Source organism: Halomonas halmophila (genome assembly GCF_006540005.1).
Lineage (GTDB): Bacteria > Pseudomonadota > Gammaproteobacteria > Pseudomonadales > Halomonadaceae > Halomonas > Halomonas halmophila.
Genome location: NZ_BJOC01000012.1, coordinates 1 through 20,361 on the forward strand (window position 1 = coordinate 1; position 20,361 = coordinate 20,361).

At 61.2% G+C, this 20,361-nt stretch carries 5 protein-coding genes; 1 reads left to right on the forward strand and 4 read right to left on the reverse strand.

The genetic code is table 11. The features are described 5' to 3' along the window. Positions 1-557: 557 nt before the first annotated feature. Entirely contained in the window at positions 558-15,368 is a 14,811-nt protein-coding gene (locus HHA01_RS03680; protein ID WP_170214828.1) for a carbohydrate-binding protein, read from the forward strand. A 104-nt stretch (positions 15,369-15,472) separates the two neighbouring features. Here HHA01_RS03680 and HHA01_RS03685 read toward each other — a convergent pair whose 3' ends face one another. From HHA01_RS03685 to HHA01_RS03700, 4 genes are all read right to left on the reverse strand, one after another. Further along, a complete protein-coding gene (locus HHA01_RS03685; RefSeq protein ID WP_141317857.1) occupies positions 15,473-17,062 on the reverse strand; it encodes an ABC-F family ATPase in 1,590 nt (529 codons plus the stop codon). Positions 17,063-17,460: 398 nt separating this feature from the next. Next, a complete protein-coding gene (locus HHA01_RS03690) occupies positions 17,461-18,768 on the reverse strand; it encodes a TRAP transporter large permease (RefSeq protein ID WP_141317859.1) in 1,308 nt (435 codons plus the stop codon). 4 nt (positions 18,769-18,772) lie between these two features. Next, positions 18,773-19,318 (reverse strand): TRAP transporter small permease, encoded by a 546-nt coding sequence (locus HHA01_RS03695; protein WP_141317861.1) that lies wholly within the window; start codon positions 19,316-19,318, stop codon positions 18,773-18,775. Beyond that, positions 19,318-20,331: a TRAP transporter substrate-binding protein gene (locus HHA01_RS03700; protein WP_141317863.1), complete on the reverse strand. Its 1,014-nt coding sequence runs from the start codon at positions 20,329-20,331 to the stop codon at positions 19,318-19,320. The genes HHA01_RS03695 and HHA01_RS03700 overlap by 1 nt, the downstream gene beginning before the upstream one ends. Positions 20,332-20,361: the final 30 nt, after the last annotated feature.

The window sequence follows — 20,361 nt, forward strand, 5'->3', positions numbered from 1 at the left end:
TAGATAAGCAGCCGAGTTTTTGGTTTTGTCGAGATGGTTTTTTGGTTTTTTAGGTAGCACTTTTTTAATGGTGAAGCACTAATTATTAGTGTTTGAGTATGATTTTTTCATTGGGGTAAGATTTTTTTGTTTTTATATTATTGATTTTATTGTGGTTTTTTTATCGTTTTTTTGTAGGCGGTTTGTGAGGTGTTTTATTGTTTTAAAAAATGTTTTTTCTCCTTTGAGGCTGTTCTAGACTCGGTTGTGGTTCTCCAGCTTTGGTGTGGAGAATGTTGTGGGGTCGGAGATGGCCCTGAATGCTAGGTGATTAATATTCCCGATGCTCAGCTGTCACGGTTTCTTTAACAATGCGGATGACGAGATAGCTGGGTTGAGAAAAAACATGGCTGCGGGGTGGGAAAATGTATTTCATGTCATTCGTTTCGAATCATCTGAAAGGCGTTTCGGGTCGTATCAGTAACGGCGATCAACTGGCAGGGGAGAGATTCCAGAACAACGATTTATGGGTTACGCCGTTTCCATCTGACTGGGGCAATTCGGTCCAGGCCATGCGAATGACACTGGAAGACGAGCACCACCATCAATCCGTTTTCGAACGCTTTGAAAGGCCCTTCGTATTTGGTGATCTGCCGACTCCCGGACCCGGCAAACTGAAGATGTGGCTGGAAGCGATGGACGAGGCCGGGCGTACCATGCCCGGTTCCCGTCAGGACTTTGATTTCTCCGTGGCACCGCCCATCGCTGAAGAGACACCGATGGATGACTCGGCACCTGCAGCAGCCTTGCTCGCCGATACCGAGGATGCGCCGCAAATGGCCGCGGCTGCCATCGCGCCGAGCGATTTTGCCACCATCCGTATCGAAGCCGAGGACCAGGACGACACTGATGGCAATTCGGCCACCATTGGCGGGGGCAGCATCGCGCTGGTGGCCGATGGCGACAATGCGGTGAATGCCTCCGGTGGCGCCTATGCCGATTACGGCGATGCGACCGGCGAAACCCTGGCATTCACTTTCTCGGTCGACGAGGCCGGTGAGTACGAGCTCGCCCTTGGCTATGCGCTTAGCCAGGATGATGGTGGAGCCGAGCGCAATCGACCGCTGCGTCTCGATGTCAATGGCGAGCTCCAGGACCGCATGTTCGACCTGCCGAGCACGACCCTGACCGGTGATGCCGCCGATTTCAGTGACTTCGGCGAGCGTACGATTCGCGTGCAGCTGGAGCAGGGCGAGAATACGGTTTCCTTCACTTCCAACGGCGCCAGTGGTCCCAATGTCGATTACCTGGAAGTGCGCGCACCGGATCCTGATGTCCATGTCGTACAGGGCGAAGACCTGGCGCTGTCGTCAACGGACCCGAATGATAATGGAACCAATCGGGTGGTGACGGTCGACAATATCGCCAGCTTCACCGGTGGCGAGGAAACCTTTCGGGTCGGAGCAGAAGGCGCAAGCTACCTCGACTGGGCCAAGGGCAATGTCGATGCCTACGGTGACTTTACCCTGGATGTGGCGACTGCCGGCACCTATAGCATCAGCGTGACCTATGCGACCAGCTCTGGACGTCCGTTGAACCTGTCTTTGGTCGAGGATGGTACGCCAAGCCAGATTGGTGTCTTCCAGTTTGGCCCGGTTGCGGAGCCCAATTACTATCCTGATGATGTCAGCGATGTGCCAGCGCCTAATCAACCGGCGGCAGCTGGTGGCGGAAACCCGACGCGTCAAACCGAATGGGAAGGCTGGTCGACCGAAACCCTGAACATCACCCTCGAAGCGGGGAGTCATACCCTGCGACTGGGAGGCGGTGACGATGGCCCCAATATCGACAAGATCGAGGTGGCGTTGGTCGCCGAGGCGGTCGATCCCACCGGCCCGGTCATCGACCCTATCGTCGTGCAGGCCGAGGATGCCGAACTGGGTATCGACAACGACACTGGCACCCTGGTTCGCGATGCGCAGAACCCCGAGGATGGGTCGAGCTTTCAAGGCCTGCGCCCCGACTACTCGGGGACGGGCTATGTGGATTATGGTAGCCAGCCGGGAGACAGCCTGAGCTTTACGGTCAATGTCACCGAGGCGGGCAGTTATGACCTCAACTTCCGCTACGCCAGCAGCGGCGATCGTCCGATGAGCCTTGCCGTCAACGGCTCGCCCCTGGCCGAGCAGGCGTTTGTCTCGACCGATACCAATGCAGACAACGTCGACCCCGAAGGTTTCGATGTCTGGGGATACCAGACCCAGACCGTCGAGCTGGCGGCCGGCGACAACACCATTACCCTGAGTATCCCCGCTGGCGCTGGCAGAGGTCCGAACCTCGACCGGCTCGAGGTGACCACCGCTGGCTCCGGACCTGTGGACGATGTGGTTGCCGATGTGGATGCGCCATCGCTGACCTTCAGTGCGGCCGATACCATTATCAATGGTGCCACCGCCGGGGCTGCCGAATTCAGTGTGACCGGGCGTGATGATGATATTGTGTTCGTCGGCGTGACTCTGGATGGTGGCGTCAGTGTCGAGGAAGTCACCCCGAATGCGGATGGCAACTTTACCCTGGACCTGTCCGGGTATGCGGATGGCGACCTTTCCTCCACGCTAATTGCCATGGATGCCTATGGCAACCGTGCCGAGCAGACACTGGACCTTACGCTCGATACCACCGCCGATGAAAACGCCGACCTGGCGCTGGACGGCCCGGATGCCGAGATCGCCACGGATGCTAGTGACTCAGTGGTGTTCAGCGTGGTGGGCATCGACGCCGACTCGACCCTTGAGGTGAGCTTCGACGGCGGCGTCACTCGCCAGGCCGCTACCAGTGATGGCGATACTCTATCGGTTGATCTGTCGGGGCAAGGCCCGGGCGAGGTGACCGTGACGCTGATCGTGACGGATGTGGCCGGTAACGAAGCCAGCGCAGCGGATACCGTGACACTGGCGGGTTCAGCCGATCCGATACTGCTCGATGTCACCTTCGATGACGCGACCATCAGTGCCTATAACGACACTCAGGATAACCCGGCAAATGGTACCGGCGTTGCGGTAGAAGACGACGGCGCCACGCTCACGCTGAACGATAACGTCTGGAAACGGGCAGAACTGCCGAGCAGCTACACGATCACCGCTGATACCTTACTGACACTGGATCTGGCCATTTCGAGCTCGCCGGCCTCGGAAATTGTCGCGATCGGCTTCGATGCCGATGACAACCCCTTCAATGGCGGCAACAGCGTCTATCAGCTCGGTGGGACCCAGTCCCAGGGCGGTTTCGTGGACCTGCGTGGGCAGGGTGTGGACAACGGTGATGGTACCTCCCGCTTCACCATCGACCTGTCGGCGCATGCGGGCACGACTGTCGATTCGTTGGTCTTCGTCAACGACGATGACCTGGGTGCCAAGGGGAGTGCGAGTTTCAGTGTCGTGAGCCTGTCGGAAGCCGACGCCGACGACACGAATAGCGCCCCACGGGTAGTCGGCGGTGGTATCGCCGACTTCAGCCTGGATGAAGGCTCGAACCTCGAGGTGGACCTGCCCTTCGTCGATGACGATGGCGATGCCCTCAACTTCAGTTTCGAGGTCACCGATGGAGGTGGCCAGCCGGTTGACGTGGATAGCCTGAGCGTCGACGGCAAAGTGCTGTCCGGTAGTCTCGATGGCTTGGCGCCTGGCAGTTATACCGTCACGATCACCGCCAGTGACGGCACCACCAGCACCGATACTGACTTTGCTCTGAGCATCGAGAACGTCAACGATGCCCCGGTCGTGGAGCCTGTCGCGCTGGAGCCGTACTTTGGTGAGGTGGGCGAGAACTTCATCGAGATTCCACTGGCGGACTTCGCCGGGCTGTTCTCCGATCCCGATGGCGATAGCTTGACCTTGTCCGCCGAGAATCTGCCAGCGGGTCTAGAGGTGGTGGATGGCGTCATTCAAGGCATTCCGAATCAAGGAGGCAACTTCGATGCGGTGATTCGGGCCACAGATCCACAGGGGCTCTCCGTCACCCAGGCGCTGAGCTTTGTCATCGAAGGTACCCAGGTGGGAGATGCCATCACCATCGAGGCGGAAGACTTCACCGACCTCGATGCCTCCAACCTGATCGTGACCGGCAGCGCGAGTGCATCGAACGAACAGCTGATTCGGCTCACCAGCAATACGCCCGCCACCATCAGTACCGATCTGTCGGCCGGTGGTGTGGAGCCTGGCTGGTACGTCGCGCGACTGTATGTATTTGATGAAAGCGATGGTGAAGGTGCATTGACCCTGGCCATTGGCGATAGCGTGCTCGAAGCACGCAATACCGCGAGTGATAGCCTGAGCGCCGATGTGGTACTCAGCGATGAATTCGGCTCCATCGTGGGAAGCGGTGCGCGGGGTAACGCCGGTCAGAGCGGCAACCGCAAGGAAATTGTCTTCGAAACACCTTTCGAGGTCACCGCCGGTGACCTGGCAAGCCTCGAACTGCGCGGAGCCGGTGGTGAGCTGATGCGCATCGACTCGCTGGTGTTCGAGCGCATCGAAGAACCGGTCAACGCCGTGCCGACGCTAGAAGGCCTGGCGGCCGATGTCAGCGTTGATGAGAACAGCGCAGCCGTGGCCAGCCTGGTGGTAGATGATGCCGATGGCGACAGCCTGACCGTGACACTCTCCGGTGTCGATGCCGCACTGTTCACTTACGACGAGACAAGCGGAGGCCTGTCATTCGTCAACCCGCCGAATGCGGAATTGGCGGCCGACAGCGATGAAGACGGTGTCTACGAGCTGACCGTGACCTTATCCGACGGCGAAGACAGTATCTCCCAGGACACCTTGATCACGGTGGCGGATCTCAACGAGAGCATTTCCATCGATCAGGCCGCCTATTCGGTGGACGAAAATCTGACCGAGATCGGTGCTATCCCGCTGATAGATGAAGATGGTGTAACCACAGGGCTCAATGCGCCGGTGTTTGCCATAACGGGAGGCGTTGATGCGCCGCTGTTTACCATCGACGAGGCGACCGGCGTGCTGAGCTTTACCAGCGCCCGTGACTTCGAACTGGCGGTGGATGATGACGAAGATGGTGTCTATGAGGTGGAGGTGACCGTTACTGACGGCGACCTTAGCGACGTCCAGACCCTGGAAGTCAGCGTGGACGATGTCGATGAAGCCCCCTTCACGCCTATTAGCCTGCAGATTCAGGATGGCACGGTCACCAGCTTCGATGACGATGCCAACCAGACCGATACCACGATCCGCAATGCCGGCAATCCCGAGGACAACGATGACCTGGTCGATGGCCTGCGTCCCGGCTTTACCGGTACCGGCTATCTGGACTTCGGTGACACCGCCGGCGATAACGTGACCTGGCAGGTCGATGTAACCCAGGCCGGGCAATACGACATCAGTGTGCGCTATGCCACCAATTCCGATCGCCCGCTCGACCTGGTGGTCAATGACGGTTCCCCCGTCGTGCTCGATATGCTGGCCACCGACCCGGATGGTACCGGTCCGCAGGAAGGATTCGACAACTGGTTGTTCGAGACAGTGACCGTGACCCTGCAAGCTGGCACCAACAACATCGAGCTGGCGATTCCTGAGGGGGCCAACACCGGCCCGAATATCGATCGCATCGAGGTCACCGAGGGTGGCAGTGGGCCGATTCCGGTGGATAGCAGCGCCGATGAAGACGGCGACCTGAGCCTGACGGCGGCCGATGACAGCCTGGAACCCGGTCAGCTTGCCGCTGCGATGTTCAATGTCGCCGGTGCCGATGATGACATCGTCAGTTATGAAGTCAGCCTGGATGGTGGCACGACCCGCAGCACGGTGACGCCTGATGCCAGTGGCGATATCAGCGTCGACCTCAGCGGCCAGAGCGGCAGTGTCGAGGTGACCCTGATCGTCACCGACGCGGTCGGCAACGAGGCCCAGGCAAGCGACAGCGTGACTATCGACGATGGCAACGTCGTGGTGGAACCCTTCACTCTGCAGGGCGAAGACGCCAGCGTTACCGATGTCGGCGGCACCGCCCAAGGGGCCGTTACACGTACGGTGGACGTGAACAACCCCGATGACTTCGGCAACTACCGAGAAGGAGGAGTCGGTGACGCTTACCTGGATTTCGGCACCGATGCCGGCGACCAGATAACATTCAACGTCGATGCGCCAGCCGCTGGCACTTACACAGCTACCATCCGTTATGCCAACGGTGGTGCAACACCACGACCATTGGACCTGACCGTCAATGGCAGTTCCCAGCCTCAGGTGGCCTTCCCCAATGCGGCCGATGACGGCGTCAATGATCCCTGGGACCAGTGGCTCGAGCTCGAGGTGCAAGTGACCCTGGAAGAGGGTGACAACACCTTCTCGCTGACCATCCCCACGGCGGCTGACGGTGGTGTGGCCAACGGCCCTAACATCGACCAGGTGACCTTCGCGCTGGATGGTGACGATACCGGACCGACGCCCTTCAACTTCGAGATTCAGGGCGAGACGCTGTCGATCGATGACGACGAGCCGACGCCCGATACAGTGGTGCGTGATGCCAGCAATCCGGAGACCAACGAAGCGGCGGGCCCCGATGGGCTATGGGATGGCTATACCGGCAGCGGTTACCTCGATATGGGCGGTGAGGCCGGTGATGCGGGGTCCTTCGAAGTCGACGTCGAGGATGCCGGCACCTATACCCTGAGCGTGCGCTACACCAACGGTGATGGAGGTGGCGCGAATCGGCCCATGGACATACTGGTGGGCGGCGAGTCCCAGGGGGAGATGGCCTTCCCGATTACCGGCAACGGCAATGACGGCTGGTTGAACTGGCAAGAGGCCACTATCGAGGTTGAACTCGAGGCGGGCAGTAACACTATCCGGCTTGAGAACCTGGGTAACGCTGGCCCCAATATCGATCGTCTGAGTGTCACGCGCGAGGGTGTCGAGCCGCCGGATGTGGTTGAACCCGTGGACCGGTTCTCGGTCAAGGTCAACTTCCAGCCCGAAGGCGTGGCAGTGCCGGACGGTTATATCGCCGACAACGGCAAGGCGTTCGGCACTCAATCGGTGACCATCGACGGTCAGACCTACCAGTATGGCTGGGTGACCGAGGCGTCTATCTACGATGGCGAACCCGGCACGACCCCGCTGGATATCTCGAGTCTGACCAGCGTCGCGGTCAACGACCGTACCGATGATATCGCCGGTCTCGATCCGCGTCAGGGCACCTATGCCCACTTCGACCAGCCCGGAAGCGCCTATGTGCGCGCCGGCTGGGAAATGGAGCTGGAGAACGGCTACTACGAGGTGACGGTCTCCATCGGCGATACGTCTGGCCCCTATGACAGCAATAACGTCCTGAACGCCGAGGGCGAGCTGTTCAACGACCCCTTCACCCCCTCCCGGCCGGATGATTTTCCGGAAGACGGTAATCCGGGGGATGACACCGAGGGGGCTCGATCCGATCTGGTGACCCGTGTCGTGCAGGTCACCGACGGCCGCCTGACACTCGATTCGCTGGGGCTCGACAACGAAAACACCGAGATCCAGTACCTCGAGATCCAGTCACTGCCGGATCTGACGCCGGATGACGCTCGCGCCGCACCGGAAGACTACGCTGTCTTCACCGATGCTCGTGCGATCGCCGGCGTGGGGCAAAACGAGGTCGAGGTCAATCTCGATCCCGAGGACGGCGCTATCCCCACCGGCGTTGACCCGACATCGGATATCTTCGTGGGTATCTCGGTGGTTGATGGTCGCGGCGGTGCCTTGCTCGAGAGCCTGAATGACGGTTCGGTGCGGCTGATCGAGACGGTCACTGGCGAAGAAGTTGCCTACAACGCCAATACGACCGGCGGTTTCGACTCACTGACCATCTCGCCGAGTCAGGCGCTCAAGCCGTTCACCAGCTATACCCTGGTGATCGATGGCTTCCGGGATCGTGGCCCCAATGATGACGGTGATGCGCCGACCCGCGAGTTCCAGAAATACACCAACACCTTCGTGACCGGTGAAGCACCCGAAGTGGTCGCCCGGGACGTGGCCTTCAACGATGTGGTCGAGCTCAACGGCGCTGCCGACAATGCCTTTGGTTTCACGTCGCTTGAGATCACCTCCGACGGCTCGACCATGTACGTGGCGACCATTAGTGGGGAGGTCCTGCGCTACGATATCGATCCCAACGACGGCTCGCTGTCCAATCGTCAGCAACTGAGCCTGCCCAACGACTACTTCGACCAGCCGGGAGAAAGCCAGCAGCGCGGCATTATCGGCCTGGTGGTCGATCCGAATGATCCCAACGTGCTGTGGGCCACCGATAACTACCCGATCCCGCTCAATGGGCGAGATAATGGTGTGCCGGATTTCAGTGGCCGGATCACCAAGATCACCCTGGATGGCGGCAACGACTTCTCGGGGACTGCCGAGACTTACATCACCGGGCTGCCACGCTCCAATGGCGACCACGTCACCAACAGCCTCGAGTTCCGCGAGAACCCGGACTACGACGCGACCACCAATCCCGATGTGCCGACGCACCTGTTGTATCTCATCCAGGGCTCCAACTCGGCCATGGGCGAGCCGGATAGTGCCTGGGGCAATCGCCCGGAACGCCTGCTGAATGCGTCTGTCATGGAGATCGATCCCACCCGGGATGCGCCGGCCGGTGGCTTTGATGTGTCCACCGAACCCGTGCCCGATGACGGCCAGAACACCCGCTATGATGACCCGGACGGTCACCCGAAGGATGACCCCATCCCCATGGGCAACGGGGAGTTCCTGGTGTTCGATGAGCGCGGCGTCGCCACGGTACAGGACGCCAGCGGTACGGTGCTGCAGAGTTACTACGACCCCTTCGCCGAGGATGCGGTGCTCCAGCTGTTTGCCACCGGGGCGCGTAATGCCTACGACCTGGTCTGGCACTCCAACGGCTTCCTCTATGTGCCAACCAACGGCTCGGCGGCGGGTGGCAGTGTGCCGGATGATCCCACCACGCCGGAGAACGAACGCTATACCAATGTCGAAAAGCAGGACGACTATCTGTTCAAGATCGTCGAAGGCGGCTACTACGGCCATCCCAACCCGCTACGCGGTGAATACATCCTGAACGGTGGTAACCCGACTGGAGGCACGGACCCCAATCAGGTCACCAAATATCCGAGTGGCATCGACCCCGAAGGCACCTACGACATTTCCGGTGTCTATTCACTCGGCGAGAACCGCTCGCCCAATGGCGCGGTGGAGTACACCAGCGGCATATTTGGCGGCAACCTGCAGGGTAATGTGCTGTTCACCGAGTACTCGGGTGGTGATGACATTCGTTCTATCACGCTGGATGCCAATGGCAACGTGATCGGCGATGACGTACTGCGTGATCCCGACGGCAATGTCATCAGCTATGTCGACCCGCTTGACATCATCGAGAACCCGGTGACCGGCCAGCTCTATCTGTTGACGCTCAATCGCGGCAACGGTCAGAGCCAGATCATCCGCCTTGATCCGGCACCAGGCGGGGTAGTGGATCCGGTCGACCCCGATCCGGAACCGGGCGACGATCTGGTATCGCTGCTGGCTATCCAGGCGGAAGACAACACCCCGAACGACGGTACCTCGGTGACGATGGCCGATGGCAACGGCGCTGAAATCCAGATCCGTGACATCGATAATCCCGAAACGACCGCAGGGCTGCCCAATGGCCTGCGTCCCGGCTCCTTCGGCGTGGATGGCAACACCAATCCCGACGACGGCATCCTGGGCGGCTACGCCGACTATGGCTCGACCAATGCCGACTTCCTGACCTTCAGCTTCAATTTGAACGCCGAACAAGCCGGCGAGTCGGTCCTGCGGCTGCGCTATGCCAACGGCGGCGATACCGATCGTCCGCTCGAGGTGTTCGTCAACAACGTCAGTGTCGGCGTGTTCGACTTCAGCCCACCGTTAGGACTGACCGACGACGCGGCCTGGGCCGAGTGGCTGACCGAAGATGTGGCGGCGTCGTTGGTGGTCGGTGAAAACACCGTGCGCCTGCAGGCCACGAATAATACCGGCCCCAATATCGACCAGCTCGAAGTGCTGCAGGTACCGCCGGATACTACCCCGGGCTTCACCGACTATGAGGCAGAAAATGCCTCGCTTGATGGGCCAGTGGTGGTGCCGGAGAGTGTCGATGACCGCAATGCCTCCGGCGATGGCTTCGTCGATTTCGATGGCACGGGCGATCAGACCATCACCTGGACCATCGATGTCAATGAGACGGGTAATTACGAGATCGGCTTCCGCTATGCGCTGGCAGCGAGCAAGGCCGACCGCCCGATGGAGCTGAGTATCAACGGCGTCAACCTGGGCCAGGTCAACTTTGCAGGTCAGAGCAACGAGGATGAAAACGAGTGGTCTTTCCAGGAGCTGTTGGTCAATCTGCAGGCGGGCAGCAATACCGTCAGCGTGACGGCTCCCGAAGCCAATGGGCCTAATGTTGACCTGCTCAGAGTCCCGGATGTGCCTTCCGACAACTTCATGCCGGTGTATGCCGATGTCTCCGACGGCGCTCGCATCGAGCTGGAGAGTGGCGATAGCGCGAGGACGATCAACGAGTTGACGGCGGACTTCTACTTCACGGTGGACGCGGATGGTCTCTATCGTCTTGACCTGGCCGCCAATGCAGGGGCCGATGACGGGCAGAACCTGACGCTGACGCTCAATGGTCAGCCGGTCGAGGTGCTGAGTTATCCGGGTGAAGGCGATGCTGGCGAGGAAGGCACCTATGTCGAGCTCCAGGCAGGGGTCGAGTACAACCTGCGGGCGGTGGCCGGCGCCGATGGGGCCGATGACCTTGACTATCTCGATGTGACGCCGCTGGCCGGCAATGACAATGCCGATATCGCGGTCGAGAGCGGTGATGCGGCCTACTACTCTGATCGCCTGCACTTCAGCTATCTAGAGAATAACAGTGCCGTGAACGACGATCGTGACTTCAAGGAGAGTGCAACGGTCACGATCTCCAATACCGGCAGTGAGGCCCTGGAGGTACTGGATGCGTTGGTCGAGGGTCCCTTCGAGCTTGCCGATCCGGCTATCTTCGATGGCCTCTCGCTGGCAGCCGGTGAGTCGCTGGATGTGACCGTACTGTTCGATCGTGACGCCTATACGGCGCCGACCAACGATGCGGGAGACGGTGTCTTCGAGGGCAGTATCCGCCTGACCACCAATGATGCCGACTCGCCGATCGCCGAGGTCCACATGGCGGGCTTCTGGCAGGCTCAAGACGAAGGCGGCTGGGAACCCAACGTCAATGAGGTGTGGGAAGTCTTCGGCTTCGGCAACCGTATCGATGGCCTGCCGACCGTCGGTGCCGGTCAGAACTCGGTACTGGATGACTTCGACCTCTATCGGCCGGTCAATGACGACGAAGTACTGTCGCGCTACTGGTCGCTCGCCGACGGCGCTGGCGAGGCGAAGATCACTCAGTTGGCGGCCTATCATGGTAGTGGCGGGGCCACCCTGGGGATCCATAATCCGGGTAACGTGAACCAGGACGTGATCTTCAGCAACCATGCCGGGGATAACAACCAGACGATACTGCCGGTGAAGTCGAACGGCGAGTTCGCCACCATGACCTTCGGCGGCAACGACATTCCGGGAGGCTGGACCGGGAACGGTGTCTTCGGTATCGAAATGGCCAACCTGTCCACGGACCCCTCCCTCAATCCCGAGGGGGGCGATACCCCGCCGGCGGATGCCGAGGGTATCGAGCGTGGCTACACGGTGCGCATGTTCCGGGCGCTGGACGCCGAGGGTAACGTGATTCCCAACACCTATCTCGGCATCATGGATTACACCGGCATCAACTATGACTACAACGACAACATGTTCCTCATCGAGGGTGTGACGCCAGTGGCCGGTGGTGAGCTCACGGTGATCAACAATGACGGCGTGCCGTCCAATGATCGTCTGGTCATGTCGCGCATCGAGAATCCGGCCAACTCGGCTCAGGAGGTACATGACGAAGTCACCATCACGCTGCGCAACGATGGCTTCGAAGACCTCGATATCAATAGCGTCGCGGTCAGTGACGAGACGCTGTTCGAGCTGACTGAGACCTTCTCCGCCGTCAGCCTGGCGCCGGGTGAGTCCGTGGAGGTGGGTGTACGCTTCATTGCCGACGACCCCGACGACGGCAGTCTCTACGAGGCGAGCCTGGTCATCGACTCAAGCGATGCCGATGAGGGCGAGAAGGTCATCCAACTGGCGGGCCTGGCCCAGAACCAGTCGGAAAATGGGCAGGAGCCGGCGGTCCAGGAAATCGTCAATGCCTTCGGTTACTCGACCAATGTGGCCGAGAGCCAGATGAACCAGGGCGGCCTGGTGGAAGCCAACGGCGACGAGATCCTGTCCCCGTACTTCCAGCGCGCCGACGGTAGCTCGCCGATCAAGATCAGTCAGCTGGCGGCCTACCACACCCAGGGCGATGTGGCGCGACTCTTCGTGCACGATGTCGACAGCCGCAATCTCGATGAGATCGTGGCTCACGACGAGGCGGATGGCCAGACGCTGTTGCCGCGCACCCTCAACAATGGCGACGCCCTGACCACCACCACGCTGGATCGCGATGCGCCCTTCGGTTTCTTCGCCGAGATATCGGGCCGTCAGGGCTACATTTCCTGGTCTGATCCGGACGCCAACCTCTATGAGGACACCATCGATGCCATCGGCAACCCGGGCACCAACCTCAACTGGGACGAGAACGATGGTCATCTGATTCGCGTCTACGTGGCCAAGGACGCCGCCGGTGAAGTGATCCCGGACACCTATATCGTGATCCAGGACTACGCGGGGGTTAACTACGACTACAACGACAACATCTTCCTGGTGGAGAATGTCACCACCTATGACCCTGCAGGGGCGGAAGATGCCGATGACAATGGCCGGGTGGACCTGTACGACGACGATGACAACGACGGCGTGCCGAACTTCCTCGACAACCCGGGGCCGGTGAGCCAGACCGCCTTCAATGACAACGAAACTGCCTGGGCGGTGGGCAACGATGGTCTGGAGCTGGAGGCCAAGTTTTACGACAACGGCGGGCAGGGTGTGGCCTACAACGACACCACGCCAGGCCACTCCGGCGCCGCCTTCCGCTCCAGTGAAGCGATGGATATTTCGAACGGTACCGAGGCGCTAGGGTACATTGCGGACGGCGAGTGGGTGGAGTACACCCTGAACGTCGAGACGGCGGGGACTTACACGCTGAATTTCTCGACCTCGGCCGTCGCGGGTGGCAAGAGCATCACTGCGGCCTTCGAACAGGATGGCAGCTTCTATACGCCGGCTCAGGTGCAGGACTTGCCGAATACCGGCAGCTTTACCAGCTTCCAGACCGTGGGTCCGCTGACCTTTGAGCTGGAAGAAGGCGAGCAGGTGATGCGTCTGACCTTCAATGGCGGACAGCTCGATCTGGCCTCCTTCAGCATGGACTTCGTCGAGCCCGAGGATACCCAGACGGCCTTCAACGATACTCAGACTGCCTGGGAGGTGGGCAGTGACGGGCTGAACCTGGAAGCGCGCTTCTATGACAACGGCGGTCAGGACGTTGCCTACAACGACGCCGACGCGGCACACCAGGGCGATGGATTCCGTTCCGACGAGGCCGTCGACATCTCGACGCCATCTCAGTCGCTGGGCTTCATTGCGGACGGCGAGTGGGTCGAATACACCATCAATGTGGCGCAGGACGGTGTCTACGACCTCGACTTCCTGACGTCGATGGACTCGTCCAACCCGGGGGCCCGCTCGATTACCGCCAGCTTTGCCAAGGGGGACACGCCCTATGCAACGGCGTCACCGGTCGGGGTATCATCGACAGGTAGCTGGACCAACTTCACCCGGACCGACACCACACAGGTAGCGCTTGAAGCCGGCGAACAGGTGCTGAGGCTTACCTTCAATGGTGGGGCCATGGATCTGGCTTCGTTCATGCTGACACCGACCAACCAGGCGCCCGAGGTGGCGTCGGGCATCGAGGATGTCAGCCTGGTCGAAGGCCAACCCATCGAGCTGGCGCTCGCCGATGCCTTCACGGATGCCGATGGGGATGAGCTCAGCTACACGGCCAGTGGCCTGCCAGCGGGGCTGAGCCTGTCGAGTGATGGCATCTTCGCCGGTACCACGGACGAGACCGGCGAGTTCGAGGTCAGCGTCACGGCCTCCGATGGCCAGGCCAGTGCTCAGACCAGCTTCAATCTGAACGTGACCGAGGCCCCGTCCAATGATGGCCAGCAGGCCTTCACCGCGGATGGCTCGGCCTGGCAGGTCGGTGGCAACTTCAGCCTCGATGCCGTGAACTACGACGAAGGGGGCCAGGATGTCGCCTACAACGATGCCGACGCCGCGCAGATCGGCACCGCGGTACGTCCCGGAGACGGAGTGGATATCGTCGGTGACGGTGAGGCGATCGGTTGGGTGGATAATGGTGAATGGGTGGAATACACCCTCGACATCCAGCAGGCCGGCGTCTATGACCTGTCGTTCCTGGCGGCTCTGGGCGACAGCAGTGGGGCACAGCGCACCATCACCGCGACCTTCGCCAAGGACAATGGGGCGCCCTACACCGAGATGGATCCGGTCACGGTATCACCGACGGGTGGCTGGGGTAACTTCCAGCCCACTGATAACGCCCAGGTCGCTCTGGAAGCGGGCGAGCAGGTCATGCGCGTTACCTTCAACGGTGGCTCCATGGATCTGGCCTCGTTCACCATGAGCCGGGATGGTCAGCAGGCTTTCAGTGCCGGAGGTGTGCCCTGGCAGGTGGATGCCGACGACGGCCTCAACCTCGATGCGGTGAACTATGACGAGGGTGGTCAGGGCGTTGCCTACAACGACGCGGATGCCTTCCAGATCGGCACGGACGTGCGTCCCGGGGATGGCGTGGATATCGTCGGCGAAGGAGAGGCCGTGGGCTGGGTGGACGAGGGCGAATGGCTCGAGTACACCATCGACGTCGAGCAGGCGGGTACTCATACCCTGACCTTCTCCACTTCGAGTCCCAATGATGGACGCACCATCACCGCGGCGGTCGAGCAGGAGGGTGGCTTCTACGAGCAGGACAGCGGTGCGGTGCCCAACACCGGTGCCTGGGGTGTCTATGCAGACGGACCCTCCTTGACGCTGGACCTGGAGGAAGGTGTGCAGGTACTGCGCGTGACCTTCAACGGCGGCTCGATGGACCTGGCATCTTTCCAGATGACTCGTGAACCGGATGGGGTGGCCGATGGCATGGCCAGCATGATGTCGATGCTGAACCTCGACGAGGAACCCGGTGCTACATCGGAACCGGCCAATGATGACGCCCCGGTGGGCGACGACATCGGCCTCATGGGTATCCAGCCTGATGACCAGGGCGGGCTGCTGTAAGGCCTGACAGGGGCTGTCGGGCGTGCCCGGCAGCCATCCCTCAACCCCGACGCTCACCGATCATGGTGGGCGTCTTTTGTTATATCTGCCGTTTGTGGGTGCCTTCAGGCATACAGACCCTGACTGCGCAGATAGTCATCGTAACTGCCGCTGAAGTCGACGATGCCATCTTCGGTCATCTCGATGATGCGGGTCGCCAGCGAGCCGACGAACTCCCGGTCATGGCTGACGAAGATCAGGGTGCCGGCATAGTGCTCGAGTGCCAGGTTGAGCGACTCGATGGACTCCATGTCCAGGTGGTTGGTGGGTTCGTCCATGACCAGCACATTGGGCTTTTGCAGGATGAGCTTGCCGAACAGCATGCGTCCCTGTTCGCCCCCCGAGATGACCTTCACCGACTTGCCGATATCATCGTTGGAAAACAGCATGCGTCCCAGCGCGCCGCGCACCGTCTGCTCGCCGCCGGTGGTCCACTGCTGCATCCATTCGAACAACGTCTCGCCACCGTCGAAATCCGCCGCGTGATCCTGGGCGAAATAGCCCACCTCGGCGGCATCGGTCCACCTGGCTTCGCCGGCATCCGGCGCCATGGTACCGACCAGGCAGTTGAGCAGGGTGGTCTTGCCGATGCCATTGGGCCCGATGATGGCCACCCGCTCGCCGGCCTCGACCCGCAGGCCCAGGCGCTCGAACAGCAGATTGTCGCCCCAGGCCTTGGTGAGGTCCTCGACGTTGAGGGCATGGCGATGAATCTTGCGCTGCGGCTCGAAACGAATGAAGGGGCTGACGCGCGACGACGGCTTGATCTCCTCGAGCTGGATCTTGTCGATCTTGCGCTGGCGCGAGGTCGCCTGCTTGGCCTTGGAGGCATTGGCCGAGAAGCGGCTGACGAACTGCTGGAGCTCGGCGATCTCCGCCTTCTTCTTGGCGTTCTCGGCATGCTGGCGTTCGCGTGCCTGGGTGGCGGCCGTCATGTACTCGTCATAGTTGCCGGGAAACAGCTGCAGCTCGCCGTAGTCCAGGTCCGCCATGTGGGTACACACACTGTTCAGGAAGTGGCGGTCGTGGGAGATGATGATCATCGTCGACGAGCGGGCCTTGAGAATATCCTCCAGCCAGCCGATGGTGTGAATGTCCAGGTGGTTGGTCGGCTCATCCAGCAGCAGCACGTCCGGGTCGCTGAACAGCGCCTGGGCCAGCAGTACGCGCAGTTTCCAGCCGGGGGCGACCACGCTCATCGGCTGGTCGTGCTGTTCCAGCGGAATGCCCAGCCCCAGCAGTAGTTCGCCGGCGCGTGCCTCGGCGGTATAGCCCTCGAGTTCGGCAAAGCGTATCTCGAGGTCGGCGACCGCCATGCCGTCTTCCTCGCTCATCGCGGCCTGGGCATAGATGCGCTCACGCTCGGCCGAGACCTGCCAGAGCTCCTCGTTGCCCATGATCACGGTGTCGATGACGCGCTCATCCTCGAAGGCAAACTGGTCCTGGCGCAGCTTGCCGAGCCGCGTGGTCGCATCTTTCATGACCTGGCCGCTGGTGGGCTCCAGGTCGCCGCCGAGAATCTTCATCAGGGTCGACTTGCCGCAGCCATTGGCGCCGATCAGGCCATAGCGATGACCCTGGCCGAATTTGACGGAAACGTTTTCAAACAGCGGCTTGGGGCCAAACTGCATGGTGATGTTGGCAGTAGAAAGCAAAGGTGAGCATCTCGCGGGAGGGTCATGAATGAGGGCATCGGGCGTTGCCAGTGGCGCCGACCGGTAAGGCCGGCATTGTACGCGCTACAGCGAGGGAGTCGCCAGCGCGTCATGTCGAACGTGCCCCCGGATGCAGCACAGCGCCTGCACAGGCGCTTCGCTCAAGCTGTCCGTGATGTCTTACATCGAGGCGGGGAGAAATCCCACGGTCAAGATGGCCGGCCTGAACCATGCTCGAAGTGTGACGCGGCAAAACGCCATGCGTGCTGCTCCTCCTTCTCGGCTCGCTTTTCATCGCGGCGTCACGTCGGCAGCCTCCTGACCCTGTCGGTTGGGAGGCTGCTTTTGTTTCGGGTTGAAAACCTGTTATCCGGAAAGGCGCATACAGGGTGGGGGCTTCATCCGCCCGATAGAAACTGTGGCAGCCACAGTGCCAGCTGCGGCCAGACGCTGATGATCAGCGCTGCCAGGCACATCAGGGCGAAGAAGGGCGCGGCGGCGATGGCCACCCGGCTGATGCTTTCGCCTGTCAGCCCCTGCAGTACGAAGAGGTTGAAGCCCACCGGCGGGGTGATCTGGCCGAGCTCCACCATGATCACCAGGAAGACGCCGAACCATAGTGGGTCGTAACCGGCCTGGATGATGATCGGCAGGGTGATCGGCAGGCTCATCACGGTGATCGAGATGCCGTCCAGAAAGAGCCCCAGCAGGATATAAAACAGCGCCATGGCCAGCAGCAGGGCGATCGGCGAGAACCCTTGCTGGGCGATCCAGCTGGCCAGCTCGCGGGGCAGGTGCAGGTAGCCCATGGCCGTTGACAGCATGGCCGCGGCCACCAGCAGGCTGCAGACCATCACCGAAGTGATCAGCGCGCCGCGCAGGGCGTCGAGCAGCAACACCAGGTTCAGCTGGCGCTCCATGGCCAACAGTACCAGGGTGGCACCACAGCCGATGGCCGCGGCTTCCGAGGGCGTGGCGATGCCGGTATAGATGGCGCCGAGCACCACGAACACCAGGCCGAGTACTGGAGCCAGCAGGCGCAGGGCCTGCAGTAGGGTGGTACCGTCGGCGGTCTGGCGTGGCGCCAGAGTCGGGTTGAGCAGGCAGCGCAACATGACATAGCCGATGTACAGCACCGCGACCACCAGTCCCGGAATGACACCGGCCATGAACAGCTTGCTGATTGAGACCTCGGCCTGAACGCCGTAGACGATCATGACGATCGACGGCGGGATCAGCAGCCCCAGGCTGCCGGCGCCGGCCAGCGAGCCGATCGACAGACCACGGTGATAACCGCGCTCGGCGAGCTCCCGGGTGGTGATCTTGCCGATGGTGGCCGTGGTCGCTGCGCTGGAGCCGCTGACCGCAGCAAACAGGGTACAGCCCAGCACATTGGTATGCAGGATGCCGCCGGGCAAACGACGGGTCAGGGGCGTGAGCCCCTTGAACAGGCGTTCGGCGATGTCCGAGCGGAAGATCAGCTCGCCCATCAGGATGAACAACGGGATCGCCGAGAGCTCCCAGCTATTGGCCGCCCGGAAGAGAATCTTCGACAGGATCAGGCCGATGCGGTCGAAACCGAAATCGCCGAGCCCCCATAGGGAGAGGACGGCGACGATCACCAGGCCGGCGAAGATCCAGCTGCCCAGCGCCAGCACGACGAGCAGAATGGCCAGCACCCCGAGGCCGATAAACAGAATATCCATGCCGTCAGGCTCCGCTCTTGAAGGTGGTGCGTTGAATCAGGATGCGCAGAGTGCGCGCCACCAGTATCAGACACAGCAGGTAGAGACCGACTAGCACCGCGCCCTGGGGAATCCACAGCGGTGTTTCGGCCAGTGTCTGGCTGACGATGCCGCGGGCGAAACTGCGTTGCACGGCGATGGTCCAGAAGTGTGCCAGCCAGCCGAAGACCAGAAGCGTCGAGACGCTGGCGAAGAGTTCGAAGGGCCAGCGCAGGTGTTCCGGAAAGCGTTCGAGCACCAGCGATACCCGGATCAGCCCGCCCTGCTCCAGGGCATAGGGCAGGCTGAGGAAGGTCATGGCGGCCACGCTGTAGCCGATGAACTCATCCAGCACGAAGGTGGAACGGCCGAACAGTCGCATGCCGATCTCCAGCAGGATGTGGCCCAGCATGTAGATGATCAGCAGCATGCCCAGCCAGGCGCCGACCCGGGCCAGCCCGGAAGCGAGCTGGCCGAGTCGGTGGCTGAACGTCTCGAGCAGGCCGCTGGGCCGTGCGGGAGTCGGGGACATTAGTCGGAGGCCTTGGTCTGGTTGAATTCGTTGATGATCGTCTGGCCGCGTTCACCGATATCTTCCAGCCAGTTCTCCACCACCGGCGTGGCGGCTTCCTCGAGGCCGGCGCGGAAGTCATCGGGAATCGGGTCGTGGATGGCGACGTCGTGAGACTCCAGTGTTTGGTAGTTCTGCGCCACGCGCTCCTTGACTACCTCCCAGTTATGCGCATCGGTCTCTTCCGCGGCCTGCAGGATGGCGTCCTGCTGGGACTCGCTGAGCGATTCGAAGGCATCGCGGTTCATGTGCACCATGTTCAGCGGAATGGCGTACTTGATGGCGCTAAAGTCGCTCAGGTGTTCCCAGAAGCTGCCATTGGCACCGGACTCCGCGGAGGTCAGCACGGCCTCGATGCCACCGGTGGCCAGTTGCGGCACCACGTCGGCCCAGGACAGCTTGACCGGGGCCGCCCCGGCATTGCGCAGGATCTCGGTGCCGTTGCGGTCATAGGTTCGAATCTTCAGGTCCTGAAGGCTTGCCATGTCGGTGACCGGCTCCTTGGACCAGATACCACTGGCCGGCCAGGGCGAGGCGTAGAGCAGGATCTGGTTGTTATTCTCGAATACCTCGGCGTATTCCGGCCTGGCGATCTCGTAGAGCCGCTTGGCGGATTCCACGTCGTCGGCGAGGAACGGCAGCGAGGACAGCAGGAAGATCGGATCGATGCCGGCCAGGGTCCCCGAGAGGCTGTCGGCGATCTGGACGGCATTGTCGGCCACGGCGTAGAAATGGTCGCCGGATCGGAAGCCCAGAGAAGCCCCCGTATGAAGGGTGATATCCACCTCACCGTTGGTCAGCTCCTCGACCCGGTCGATGAACCAGGCATCGCCCTCGGCGTGGATCGAGCTGGCATTGTATTCATTGGAGAAGTCCATGGTGGTCGCGGCCTGGGCATTGAAGGCCAGGGCGCCTGCGCCGAGGCCGGCGACGAGAGAGCACAGCAAGGCGCGACGTGGCAGAGAATCGATCATGAGAGGTTTCCTTGTTGTTCGTTCAGGTGT